The following is a 13,369-nucleotide window of genomic DNA, read 5'->3' as shown; positions in this document are numbered from 1 at the left end:
CGAAAGGTTGAGATGTTATGTCAGATCAATTTAACAGCCGTGAAGCTCGACGAAAAGCGAACAGCAAGTCGAGTCCTTCACCGAAAAAAGGCAAGAAACGAAAAAAGGGCGGATTGTTTAAAAAGACCCTTTTCACTTTACTCATTCTGTTTGTTTTAGGCGTAGTCGGCGGTGCTGTTACATTTGCCGTCATGGTTTCTGATGCGCCGTCCCTTGATGAAAGCAAATTGAAGACGCCTTATTCATCAACGATTTATGATAAAAATGGAAAAGAGATCGCCGAAGTCGGCGCCGAAAAACGTACCTACGTCTCGATAGATGAAATTCCCGATGTTGTAAAAGAAGCCTTTATCGCGACAGAAGACGCTCGTTTTTATGAGCACCACGGGATTGACCCTGTCCGTATCGGCGGTGCTTTAGTTGCCAACTTTAAAGACGGCTTCGGGGCTGAAGGCGGAAGTACGATCACCCAGCAGGTCGTCAAAAACTCCCTTCTTTCACATCAGAAGACGTTGAAACGGAAGGTGCAGGAAGTATGGCTTTCGATTCAGCTGGAGCGCAATTACTCTAAAGATGAAATTTTAGAAATGTATTTAAACCGGATTTATTTTTCTCCTAGAGCATACGGTATCGGAAAAGCGGCGGAAGAATTTTTCGGCGTTACAGATTTAAGCAAATTGACTGTCGAACAGGCTGCGACGCTTGCAGGAATGCCGCAAAGCCCGACAGCGTACAATCCCGTTAAAAACCCGGATAAAGCGGAAAAACGACGGAACATCGTACTCAGTCTGATGAAAAAACAAGGATTTATTTCTGATTCTCAATATAACAAAGCGAAAAAAGTGGCAGTGAAAGACGAAGGCGTCGTGTCACAGAAGGAATATGAAAAAGCAAGTACAAACAAATACAGCGCATTTGTTGAAGAGGTTATGAAGGAAATTGATGAAAAATCTGATGTCGATCCATCTGCTGACGGATTAAAGATCTATACGACATTAGATACAAAAGCACAAGATAAACTAGATGAATTAATGGACGGAGACACCGTCGGATTTACTGAAGGCATGCAGGGCGGCGTTACCCTTCTCGATACGAAAACCGGAGAAGTGCGGGCGATTGGCTCCGGAAGAGATTCTACGGTTGGTGGCTATAATTACGCGACCCAAGCCCAGCGACAGCCTGGGTCTACCATTAAACCTATTCTCGACTACGGTCCAGTGATTGAAAATAAAAAATGGTCAACTTACGAGCAAATTGATGACTCAGCTTACACGTATTCAGATGGAACATCTATTCGAGACTTTGACCGTTCCTATAAAGGGGTCATGTCTATGCGTGAAGCCCTCGCCCAATCACGTAACATTCCGGCTCTAAAAGCATTCCAAGCAGTCGGAAAAGATGCAGCAGTTGATTTTGCTAATGGACTGGGGCTCGGATTAAATAAAGAAAAAGTGTATGAATCATATTCTATCGGAGGATTCGGAGAAGGTAATCCCGGTGTCTCTACTCTAACTATGGCTGGAGCATACAGTGCATTCGGAAATAACGGAACATATAACGAACCGCATTTTGTAAAGTCTATTGAATTTAACGATGGCACAAAGCTTGATTTAACACCAAAATCAAAGTCAGCAATGAGCGATTATACTGCGTTTATGATTACAGATATGCTGAAAACAGCTGTTAAAACAGGTACTGGACAGCTTGCACAAGTTCCGGGAGTGGAAGTTGCAGGTAAAACAGGTACAACAAACTTTGATGAAGCGGATATGCAAAAATACAATATCGCACAAGGCGGGGTACCAGATTCTTGGTTTGTAGGATATACACCTCAATATACCGCTGCTGTTTGGACAGGTGTAGATTCTCAAAATAAGATAGGAAAAAAATCTTTAAATAAAACAGAGCAACAGATTGCAAAGCGCATCTTCGCCCAGCTCATCGCCGATGTCGATGACGGAAGTGGATCATTTGAGAAACCTGACAGCGTAGTGGAAGCCTCTGTAGAAAAAGGCTCAAATCCTGCAAAACTGGCAGGGCCAAATACGCCAAGCGATAAGAAGCTCACAGAGTACTTTGTTAAAGGCACAGCTCCTTCTACTGTTTCTAAAACATATGAGAAAGAAGAAAAAGAGGAAACAGCTAAATTGTCTGGTTTAAACGTGAAATACGATAAAGACAATCAATCTTTAACGTTAAGCTGGAATTACGACGGAGATGCGACCTTTGCTGTTAAGCAATCTGTTGATGGCGGCAGCTACTCAGAAATTCAAAACAGCTCTGCAAAAGAGGCAGTCATTTCGGGTGTGCAGCCAGGATCTGTGTACAAATTCGAAGTAACAGCCGTCAGTGATGATGGCAAAAGTACAGCTTCCACATCCTATGAGGTGCCAAAAGCTGAAGACGATGAAGATAAAAAAGACCAGCAACAAACGGATGATGAAAAACAAGATGATGAGAAGACTCAGGATGATACACAAACTGATGATTCTCAAAAAGATGACGGTCAGACGGATCAAGATCAGACAGATGATTCAACAAAAGATCAAGACAAAAAACAAGACAATACGAACACCAATCCGTCCGACAACAATAACCAAGACCAATCAAACGATAACGATAACGACAACAGTAACAACCAGGATACGTCGGATGGTGATTCGAACTCTGGCAAGAATGATTCAACAGGTTCTGACACGAATAAAAATAAAACAGACACATCTAATAAAACACAAACAAACTCATCATCAATTGAAAAAACAAATTAAACAAAAAAGCCGTCACCTTTGGGGTGATGGCTTTTTTGGTACACAATAAAAAACCTCCCGTTTTAAGAGGAGGTTTTATCGATTCATCGCATGATATTTATAAAAATGCTTTTTCATTTCGGTAATCAGCTCATCAAGCTGAATAAAGCAATGGTATTGGGTCGGCTTAAGAAGAATAAATTCCACTCGTTCAGCCCAATTAATCGGCTTTGCGGGATATGATTTCTCCCTCAGTTCTTGCCAATCGAGTGATTTCACCGGCTCACCTGCTGTCCAATGTAACGAAGCCAGCAAACACACAATGCCCTTTAACATTTCGTTTTGGTCACATCTCGATTTTCGTGTTTGAAAGACTGGGAGAAGTGATGCTTTGATGTCATCCCACACTTCAAATAAAAGCGGAACGTATTTCCCGCTGTCTTCCCATGGCAAATCGCCTTGTAATTCCGTGCAGAAATCAAAATACACGGGATTGGTCTGCAAGGTTTTCTTCATATCCGAGGAACTCTTCTGGTCAAGACTGCGCAAGTATTGCTCATAGGAAGCCAACACTTCTTTTGCTTGCGTCATCGTTTCACCAGTCCTTTTTTATCCCTCTTCTGCCCTTCTCTGCACAAAGAAAGCAGCGGGCACTCCGCACAGCGCGGAGATTGGGCTTTACAGTGATATCTGCCGAAGAAAATAAGCCGGTGATGCGTAACGGACCAGTCTTCTTTGGGAACCTTGCGCATCAGCGTCTTTTCAACTTCCAGCACCGAGTCCTTCCACCGGCAAATGCCCAATCGTTTGGTGACTCTCTCCACATGGGTATCTACGGCAATGGCCGGCACGCCAAACGCAACGGATACCACTACGTTTGCGGTCTTTCTCCCGACCCCTGGCAGTTTGACAAGCTCATCGCGGTCTCTCGGTACTTCTCCGCCGTAATCTTCAATAATCATTTTACTCAGCTTTTGAATATTTTTCGCTTTATTACGATATAAACCGATTGATTTAATATCCTGCTGAAGCTCTTCCAGCGGAACAGCCAAATAGTCTTCCGGCCGTTTGTATTTTTGGAATAATGTTTTGGTCACTCTGTTTACAAGTGCATCTGTACATTGCGCAGATAAAGCAACAGCCACCACTAATTCAAAAGGATTGGAATGAACCAGTTCACACTCCGCATGAGGAAACATGTCACCTATCTTGTCTAAACAGAATTCAATTTGTTTTAGATTTAACACGATTGTCACCTTTTCACTTTATTGTTCAAGCCAATTGTAAAAAGGAACCTGCCTTTTATACTCTTTTTGCGGTTCATTCTGCTTTGCTTGTACACGCCGGAATTTTTGGCTGTGTATTTTTGCCTGCTCCACAGTTTTAAGCCCGTTTTTCTTCCATTCAAACAAAATGCGGTCAATGTAGCGGAAACTGAGTTTTCCTGATAGTACAGCCTCTTTTAACGCGTGTTTGATCAGTTGTGCATCATGCTGATCTTGGTCCTGCCAGATCGCCAGCGTTTCACACTCCAAAGGCGATAACGGCCTTGCGAACTCTTCCTCAAAAATGGTATAAAGGCTTTTTTGTTCCCCTTCTGCTTTTCTTTCCTGTGTTTGATTCTGTGCAAGCTGAATATACTCGTACAGCTTCCCCCATAAAGGCTGAAGAGAATATTTCTCAAATTTGATGCCGTTTTGATCCTCGCATTCTTCAATAAACAGAAAGCCTTTTTGAATAAACATCCGCAATCTGTTTGTGCATTCTTCAACAGAAATTGACATACCTTCCTGCAGTTGATTCGGTGTAGGAAAATATGATCCTTTTTCTAAATGCATTTTAATTTTTAACAGCAGAATAAGTTCTGTTTCATTAAGCCCAAGCTGTTTATAATGCGTGAGCAGAAGATTGGGAATGGTTGATGTTCCCTGCTCCTGCATATCAATAAATTGCTGTTTTTTCATCGTCACACCTCTTACTGTAAAGGATTGTATTGCCCCTTTACTGTAAAAAGTCTCCCTTACAGGAGACTCTTTTTTGTTTCATTTGAATGTATTACGGATACAGACGGTTTAACAGTCTTGGGAACGGAATCGTTTCACGAACGTGAGGTGCTCCGCTGATCCAAGCTACTGTCCGCTCTAATCCAAGGCCGAAGCCGGAATGAGGAACTGATCCATATTTTCTAAGTTCAGCATACCATTTATATGCGTCAGAATCCAGTCCATGTTCTTTAAGACGCGATTCCAAAAGTTCCATATCGTGAATCCGTTCAGACCCGCCGATGATTTCTCCATAGCCTTCCGGCGCAATCAAGTCAGCGCAAAGCACAACGTCCTCACGATCAGAAGCCGGCTGCATATAGAACGGTTTTAAGGACGTCGGATAGCGAGTGATGAATACCGGTTTGTCATAGTGTTCAGCAATCGCTGTTTCATGAGGCGCTCCGAAATCATCTCCCCACTCGATATCGTCAAAGCCTTTTTCTTTCAGAAATTCAATCGCTTCATCATACGTGATTCTTGGGAACGGGGCTTTGATTTGCTCAAGTTTTGACGTGTCTCTTCCCAATGTGTTTAATTCAATTTTACAATTTTTAAGAACTGATTGCACGATGAAAGAAACGTAATTTTCCTGTACTTGAAGGTTTTCTTCAAATTCTACAAACGCCATTTCAGGTTCGATCATCCAGAATTCGATTAAGTGACGCTTTGTTTTAGACTTTTCCGCTCTGAATGTCGGTCCGAAAGAGAATACTTTTCCTAAAGCCATTGCCGCAGCTTCCATGTAGAGCTGGCCGCTTTGAGACAGATATGCATCTTCATCAAAGTACTTTGTCGCAAAGAGTTCTGTTGTTCCTTCAGGTGCGCTTCCAGTCAGAATCGGCGGATCCACTTTTACGAAGCCTTCGTTATTAAAGAATTCGTAAGTCGCGCGAATGATTTCATTACGGATTTTCATGATCGCATGCTGGCGCTTTGAACGCAGCCATAAATGTCTGTGATCCATCAAAAATTCCGTTCCGTGTTCTTTTGGTGTAATTGGATAATCGGTCGCTTCGTGAATGACTTCAATATCTGTCACAGCAAGTTCATATCCAAGCGGAGAACGCTCGTCCTCTTTGACAATCCCTTTTATATAGAGCGACGTTTCCTGCGTCACTGATTTAGCTGTTTGGAAAATGCTTTCTTCCACTTCCGCTTTTACTACGACACCCTGAATAAAACCGGTACCGTCCCGAAGCTGTAAAAACGCAATTTTCCCGCTTGAACGCTTATTAGCGACCCAAGCTCCGATCGTTACTTCCTCACCTACGTGCTTGTACACTTGGTTGATTGTTGTTTTCAACATATTTCCCTCCAAAACAAGAAAGACATTCGGAAGCTCAATGCCCCGCGAACTCTTTTATCATCACTTTATTATACCCGCTTTTAACTAACCGGGTCAATGCAGATAAAAAGCGGCTTTTCTGTCAGCCGCTTTTTGATCTGTTAGCTATGTTTTTCTACAAAACGCTTGATTCTTTCAATGGCTTTTTCAAGAAGATCTAACGATGTTGCATAAGAAAGACGGACATTCTCAGGAGAGCCAAATCCGGATCCTGGAACAATCGCAACTTTTTCCTCCTCGAGAAGCGCTTTAACAAATTCATCTACATCTTTGAAACCGCAAGATTGAGCTGCCTCTTTTGCATTCGGGAACAAGTAAAAAGCACCTTCCGGCTTCACACAGCTGAACCCTGGGATTTCTATGAGCTTTGCATAGATCGTATTTAATCTATGTTCAAATGCTTCTCTCATTTCTTCCAATGGCTCAGAAGGCCCGTTATAAGCCGCAATCGCTCCGTACTGTGCGATTGATGTCGGGTTTGACGTGCTGTGGCTTGCAAGGTTCGTCATCGCTTTAATAATGTCTTCAGAGCCTGCCGCATAACCGATTCTCCAGCCTGTCATGCTGTGGGACTTCGATACGCCGTTTATAATGACCGTTTGTTCTTTCAGTCTGTCTGACAGCTGTGCAATGGAAACATGTTTCTTTCCGCCGTATGTAAGTTTTTCATAAATTTCATCTGACACAATCAAGATATCATGTTCAAGGCACACTTCACCGAGTGCAGATAGTTCTTCTTCCGTATACATGACACCAGTCGGGTTGCTTGGAGAGTTAATAACGATTGCTTTTGTTTTTTCCGTAATTGCATTTTTCAGCTGCTTAGGCGAAATTTTGAAGTGATTTTCCTCAAGCCCTTCTACATAAACAGGCTTTCCGCCAGCGAGTTTCACCTGCTCCGGATAGCTTACCCAGTAAGGCGTTGGAATAATAACTTCATCTTCTTCATCCAAAATCACTTGGAAAAGGGTATACAGAGCATGTTTGGCACCAGTGCAGACAATAATTTGAGACGGTTTGTATTCAATATTCTGGTCGCGTTTAAATTTCTCTGCAATGCTGTTTTTCAGTTCAGCCAAACCACCGGAAGGCGTGTATTTCGTATGGCCCTCGTTCATCGAACGTACAGCGGCATCAATAATATGCTGCGGTGTATTGAAGTCAGGTTCTCCTGCTCCTAAGCCGATGACATCATGGCCTGCGGCTTTCAGTTCTTTCGCTTTCGCTGTGATTGCCAGTGTGGTTGATGGTGTTAATGCGGATACTCTTTTTGCCAGTTTCAACTTGAACTCCCCCTAATTCGTCTTAAGGCGTGATATTTTTAAGAATCTTTCCAGTTGTAAAGTCCACATAACTTAAACTGTATTGCCCTTCTTTGTCTAAGTACGTCACTTCCCAAAGCAGGACGTTTCCTTCTCTTGCCAGATGAACCTCTTTTTGCTTTGAAACCAGCCCTTCATCCTTTATGATTTTCGCCGCTTTGTCTTCAGAGATTCCCTCTTTCGCTTCTTTTGAGAGAATTTTTGCTTTTTTATCAGCAGGAACCCAGACATATATTGCAGTGCCTTTTTTATCCGTTCCCTTTACAACATAATATTTTTCTTTTCCGACAAATGTTTCGACTTGATCAACATTGGCGAGATCGGTTTCTTTTTTAGCTTCAGCTGCTGCTGCTTCATGCCCCTCTTCCTTTTGTGCCATGGCTGATTTATAAATGCTTGCCGAGACAAGAAGTACTGCTAAAAAAATAATACCAAAAATGACGGTAAATATTAATGCTTTTTTTCTCATCTTCTCACCTACGTACGATAAATGGTAAAAACGGCTTGGTTTTTGTTTTCTTCATCCAGCGCAAGGCCGAACATCAGATTATCTCTTTTCAGTGTACGATTCAATGTGTCCACAATTTTATACAGATCATCAGAATGCTCTACATTAATTGTTGAAAGAATTTCGATTTTACTTTCCATTTTTTCATCCTCCAGTTTGAACAAATATTGTTAGTCATACTCCATTTCAGGACACGCCATACTAGTATCACAGAGCGGGAAATCCGCTTTTAAATAAAACACCATCCTACTCCCACACCGCAAAAGCCGCTTTAAGCGGCTTTTAATCTTTTTCCCCTGCAACATAAGCTTCAAGCTCGCTGTCAGTCATTTCGGATACTGAGGTTGTCGGCAAGGCATCAAGAAACAGCCGGCCGTAACCAGCGGTCTTAATCCGTCTGTCCAATATAATAATCGTTCCTTTGTCTCCCGCAGAACGCAGCAAGCGTCCGATTCCTTGCCTGAAGGTCAGCACAGCTTCCGGTAATGACACTGTTTGAAACGGATTCTTTCCTTTTTTGCGGGCAAGCTCACATTTTGCAGCATGAAGCGGGTGATCAGGGGACCGGAATGGGAGCCTCACGATCATTACTGTTGTCAGCTCATCACCAGGGAAATCAACGCCTTCCCAAAAATGATTTGTTCCGAGCAGGATCGCCTGATTGGATGTTTTAAAAGTCTTCATCAGTTTGCCGGGACTTCCGCCTGTAATCCCTTGTGCCAAGAGCTGAATGCCGGAAGCACTCATGTTATGCTTAAGCTCCTGGTGAACCTTTTTCAGCATATCATGGGATGTAAACAGCACAAGGATTTTAGGCTGTTTTTCCTTGGCCATCAGTTCGATATAACGGGCTGTATCCTGTATAAATTCAGGTTGCCCTGTATCCTGAATTGATTTCATATCCTTTGGAATCATCACCTGCATACGCTCATCGTAAGAAAAGGGTGACTCAATTCTCATTGTCCGCGGGAAAAAGTCACTCAGTCCCAGTCGTTCAATCATAAATTGAAAAGAACCTTCGACTGTAAGGGTTGCAGATGTCAGCACCACACTATTTTTGCGCGCGAAAAACTGATCAGCCAGAAGTTCACCAGGTTCAAGAGGCTGTGCGTAAATGGCCACTGCATTTTTCGCACCCTTTGCATCTATTTCAATCCAAACCGCTTCATCGTCATCAGACCTAAAGAAGAGCTTCTGCAACGTCTGACAGTAATGCTGCAAGCCTTTCATGCTTCTTTGGTATTCATCGGCTAAAAAGACGGTTTTGCTCTTCATACCCTTCAAATGTTTTTCCATCAGAGATGACTGCGCCTCAAAAAGCTGCTGCAAATGTGTCAGCATGGAACAAAGCCTCTCCGCACCATCCGTTAAGATCGACCAGCTTTTATCCTGGCTTTCTTTGTTCACCTTAAACACTAGACGGTTCAAGTCTTCTTTAGGTTTTCTTCGTTTGACAAAAGAATGTACAGAGCTGAAGAAAGCATCACTTTCTGCTTGAACGTGCTGAAGCCACTCTTCCAATTCGAAAAATGAATCAACCGGCAGGCTGTTTCGCTGGAATAGCTGTCTCATCTTTTTTAGAAGTCCCTGCTCCTTCAGAGTGCCGATTCTGCTCAATTTCGTATGCAATTCTATGTACGTGGCTCTTTTCCCTAAATGTTCGCTTGCCGCACGTTCAAAATGGTGTGCTTCATCAATAATAAATGTGCCGCTTTCGGGAAGCCTTTTTTTCTGACTGCCTTCATCGGTCAGCAAAAGGGAGTGATTAGTGATCACCAAATCGGAGCGCATAGCAATCTGTTTGGCCCGCTCGTAAAAACCGATCACATGCTCACTGCGACTTCTTTTATAGGAGTCATCGTCATAAGCCAATCTGTCCCACAGCAATTTTCCGCCTGAAGGCAAATTCAGTTCCGCTACATCTCCTGTATCTGTCTCTGTCAGCCAAACGAGAAGCTGTGCCTTCGTCAGTACGGCATCATAATTATCATCTTCTTCATGAAGCACCTGTTCAAATTTATACAGGCATAAATAATGCGATTGCCCTTTTAAAATCGCCGCTGTTACCGGAAATGGAAACAGATCTTGGACAATCGGCAAATCCTTTGTGAGAATCTGCTGCTGTAAAAGCGTCGAATACGTGCTGATTATGACCGGCTTTTTTGATTTCTTGGCAAAAAGCGCAGCCGGAATAAGATAGCCAATCGTTTTTCCGATGCCCGGAGGAGCTTCAATCAGCGCATGCTCACGATTGGCAAACGCATCAGCCACCTCTCTCATCATCATCATTTGGCCGTCTCTTTTTTCATACCCAGGCATTAACTCTGACAGCGCTTTTTCATTTCCCGCTTCCCAGCTTTCGATCTCAAATGAGAAGTTCTCGTCCTCATTTATACGAACATCGATAGCTTCAGGTTCTCTGACAGAAAACGAAGAAAAGCGCGTATAGCCCGGTATCTCGGTATGTCTGTTTTCATTAATGAACATATCCAACAAATGCGTCAGATCACTGATGAAATGCTGCGAAAGCCTTCTTAACTGCTTTAATGTCGGATAAGGAAGCTGCCGCAGCTTTTCAAGGATTTCCAAAAAAATAAGCCCTGTCACTTCAGCATCGCTGTCAGCCCGGTGCGGCTGATCATGCCGCAGCTGAAGCTCCTCGCTTAATTCCGTCAGCTTATACCCTTCAAATCCCGGAAAAACAATGCGTGAGAGCTCGACAGTATCAAGCACTTCACAATCTGGGAGCTGAAAGCCCGCCTTATGTAGCTCATACTTGACAAATCCAAGGTCAAAATGGATATTGTGGGCGACAAAATAAGCGCCGTCAAGCAATTGGAATACTTCTTCAGCAACTGCTTCAAATGGCTGTTCATTCTCAACCATTTGATTAGAGATTCCAGTAAGCTGCTCAATAAAAGCAGGGATTGATTTATTTGGATTAATGTATTTTGAAAACCGCTCAGTAATTTGTCCATTTTCGATTACAACCGCTGCGATTTGTATGATTTTATCGCCTTTCTTCGGCGAATTCCCTGTTGTCTCTACATCTATAACAACGAACCGTTGCTTATTCATTAAAATGGACACCTCAATTCTTGCATACGACAAAAGTGTAACACGTTTTGTACGGAAATGGAGCGGCAAAACCGTTTTACTCTCAAAATCTTAAAAGAAAACCCCCGATAAAGGGGGCTTTTCTTCTACAAAATTGTACGGGCTGGTTCGTTCCCCAGCATTTGTTCAATTTTGTTTTGATCATTCAGAACAGCCACTTTCGGCTCGTGGCTTGCCGCTTCTTGATCAGACATCATTTTGTAGGAAATAATAATGACCTTATCTCCTTCCTGCACAAGGCGTGCGGCTGCACCGTTTAAGCATATGACGCCGCTTCCCCGTTTACCAGGAATAATATACGTTTCAAGACGTGCTCCATTATTATTATTCACAATTTGTACTTTTTCATTAGGAAGCATTCCCACAGCATCAATGAGATCTTCATCAATTGTAATGCTTCCCACATAGTTTAGGTTTGCTTCCGTAACAGTTGCCCTGTGAAGTTTGCCGCTCATCATTGTTCGATACATATTATATTCTCTCCATTTCTCGAATATCAATAATGATATTATCTATTAAACGCGCTTTTGAAAAAGCAACTGCAACAGCGAGAATCATCTTTCCAGCAATTTCATTCACAGGCTCGAGTTCCGGATAGGAATAAAGCTCTACATAGTCTATGGTTCCGCTAGTCGTTTCAATGATTTCTTTTGCAGCTTTTATCACCGCTTCAGGATCTCTTTCACCGGCTTGGATCAGCTCCGCACTTGTTTGAAGGGCCCGATACAGCTTAGGCGCTTCTTTTCTTTCCTCAGCTGTTAAGTATACATTGCGAGAGCTTTTGGCTAAGCCGTCTTCCTCTCTGACCGTATCGACAGGAACCAATTCAATATCCATGAAGAAGTCACTGATTAACCCATCAACAACAGCTACCTGCTGCGCATCTTTTAAACCGAAATAGGCACGAGTCGGCTTGACTAGATTGAAAAGCTTCGTCAGTACGATCGCGACCCCGTCAAAATGTCCTTCTCTTGAGCGCCCGCATAACACGTCTGTGCGTCTTTCTACATGAATCGTGACATTCTTTTCACCGGGATACATATCCTTAGCATCTGGCGTAAAAAGAATATCAACTCCGGCGTTTTCTGCAAGAGCTGCATCCCGCTCAATATCGCGCGGATATGCTTCAAAATCTTCATTAGGGCCGAATTGTGCAGGATTCACAAAAATGCTCATAATAACGGCGTCGTTTTCTTGTCTTGCTTTGTCTGCTAAGGTTAAATGCCCCTCATGCAGAAACCCCATCGTCGGAACAAATCCGATTGACTTGCCCTCTGAATGATATTGTTTTATGGCTTCTTTCAGCTGTGAAATATCAGTAATCTGTCTCATCTTATTTTCCCCCGTACAAGCCGTCCAGCACTGTCTGGTTCATTTGAAAGGAATGCTTTTGTTCAGGGAAAGCACGATGTCTTACATCCTGAACATATCCGCTGATTGCTGTTTCGATGGTTTCATCAATGCGCGTATATTGCTTTACAAATTTAGGTGTTCTCTCAACACCGTGGCCGATAATATCATGATAAACGAGAACTTGTCCGTCTGCTTTCACACCAGCCCCGATTCCAATGACCGGTATGCTTAGCGTCTCGGCAATTTTGGCTGTGAGTTCTGCCGGCACACATTCCAGCACAAGCATCATAGCTCCTGCTTCTTCGCATTTTATACTGTCTTCTATTAATTTTTTGGCGCTTTGTTCGTCTTTGCCCTGTACTTTATAGCCGCCCAGTACGCCGACTGACTGCGGTGTCAAACCTAAGTGACTGACTACTGGAATGCCTCCAAGCGTTAATGCGCGAATGGATTCAAACACGCCTTCTCCGCCCTCAAGCTTCAGTGCGTCAGCTCCGCTTTCCTGAACGATAGCCGCTGCATTTTTTAGCGTATCTTCCTTGGACAGGTGATAAGACATAAACGGCATATCTGTCACAATAAAGGTATTCGGCGCACCCCTTTTAACGGCTTTTGTATGATGGATCATGTCCGCAACTGTCACACCGACAGTTGAATCAAGGCCGAGGACGACCATTCCGAGTGAATCACCGACTAAAATCATGTCAACTCCCGCTTGTTCAGCAAGTTTAGCTGCCGGATAATCATAAGCGGTCAGCATGACAATCGGTTCTTCAGACTCCTTCATTTTTAGAAAATCCAGTTTTGTTTTCATGTTTTCTCCTCCTCATGTTTAGAGGAGATGATCTGCCGTTTTCTTCTGCAAGCCAAAAAACCTTCCGTTACAACGAGAAGGATTCTTCACTTTCTAAAGTTCGGCGAGTTTCATCCCT

Annotated in this window: 12 protein-coding genes; 1 reads left to right on the top strand and 11 read right to left on the bottom strand. The window is 43.1% G+C overall.

Translation table 11 applies throughout. The features are described from left to right. Positions 1-17 precede the first annotated feature (17 nt). Entirely contained in the window at positions 18-2,768 is a 2,751-nt protein-coding gene (locus ACQVGT_RS09735) for a transglycosylase domain-containing protein (RefSeq protein ID WP_015383947.1), read from the top strand. A gap of 75 nt (positions 2,769-2,843) precedes the next feature. Here ACQVGT_RS09735 and ACQVGT_RS09730 read toward each other — a convergent pair whose 3' ends face one another. From ACQVGT_RS09730 to panB, 11 genes are all read right to left on the bottom strand, one after another. Beyond that, positions 2,844-3,338, bottom strand: a complete 495-nt coding sequence (locus tag ACQVGT_RS09730; protein WP_015383948.1) for a YpoC family protein — start codon at positions 3,336-3,338, stop codon at positions 2,844-2,846. Next, entirely contained in the window at positions 3,335-3,994 is a 660-nt protein-coding gene (gene nth, locus ACQVGT_RS09725) for an endonuclease III (protein WP_015483371.1), read from the bottom strand. The genes ACQVGT_RS09730 and nth overlap by 4 nt, the downstream gene beginning before the upstream one ends. Before the next feature lie 18 nt (positions 3,995-4,012). Beyond that, a complete protein-coding gene (dnaD, locus tag ACQVGT_RS09720) occupies positions 4,013-4,711 on the bottom strand; it encodes a DNA replication protein DnaD (protein WP_004398499.1) in 699 nt (232 codons plus the stop codon). 91 nt (positions 4,712-4,802) lie between these two features. Next, positions 4,803-6,095, bottom strand: coding sequence for an asparagine--tRNA ligase (gene asnS / locus ACQVGT_RS09715; protein ID WP_004398777.1), 1,293 nt, complete (start codon positions 6,093-6,095; stop codon positions 4,803-4,805). 143 nt (positions 6,096-6,238) lie between these two features. After that, the gene (aspB, locus tag ACQVGT_RS09710) at positions 6,239-7,420 is read right to left on the bottom strand and encodes an aspartate transaminase AspB (RefSeq protein WP_015383950.1); all 1,182 of its coding nucleotides are present in this window, start codon (positions 7,418-7,420) and stop codon (positions 6,239-6,241) included. Positions 7,421-7,442: 22 nt separating this feature from the next. Next, on the bottom strand, positions 7,443-7,928 hold the full coding sequence (gene tseB / locus ACQVGT_RS09705; RefSeq protein WP_015383951.1) for a cell wall elongation/penicillin-binding protein regulator TseB: 486 nt from the start codon (positions 7,926-7,928) through the stop codon (positions 7,443-7,445). An 8-nt stretch (positions 7,929-7,936) separates the two neighbouring features. Beyond that, positions 7,937-8,107 (bottom strand): YpmA family protein, encoded by a 171-nt coding sequence (locus ACQVGT_RS09700; protein ID WP_003225588.1) that lies wholly within the window; start codon positions 8,105-8,107, stop codon positions 7,937-7,939. 142 nt (positions 8,108-8,249) lie between these two features. Then, entirely contained in the window at positions 8,250-11,045 is a 2,796-nt protein-coding gene (dinG, locus tag ACQVGT_RS09695) for an ATP-dependent DNA helicase DinG (RefSeq protein WP_015483373.1), read from the bottom strand. Between the two features lie 125 nt (positions 11,046-11,170). Then, complete coding sequence (gene panD / locus ACQVGT_RS09690) at positions 11,171-11,554, bottom strand: aspartate 1-decarboxylase (protein WP_003225586.1); 384 nt, start codon at positions 11,552-11,554, stop codon at positions 11,171-11,173. A gap of 1 nt (position 11,555) precedes the next feature. Beyond that, positions 11,556-12,416 carry a pantoate--beta-alanine ligase gene (gene panC, locus ACQVGT_RS09685; RefSeq protein ID WP_015383954.1) on the bottom strand — a complete coding sequence of 287 codons (861 nt, stop codon included), beginning with the start codon at positions 12,414-12,416 and terminating at the stop codon, positions 11,556-11,558. A gap of 1 nt (position 12,417) precedes the next feature. Beyond that, positions 12,418-13,251, bottom strand: coding sequence for a 3-methyl-2-oxobutanoate hydroxymethyltransferase (gene panB, locus ACQVGT_RS09680; RefSeq protein WP_003230652.1), 834 nt, complete (start codon positions 13,249-13,251; stop codon positions 12,418-12,420). Positions 13,252-13,369: the final 118 nt, after the last annotated feature.

It is taken from the genome of Bacillus sp. SCT118 (assembly GCF_058566435.1).
This window is presented reverse-complemented; position numbering and strand designations above follow the sequence as displayed.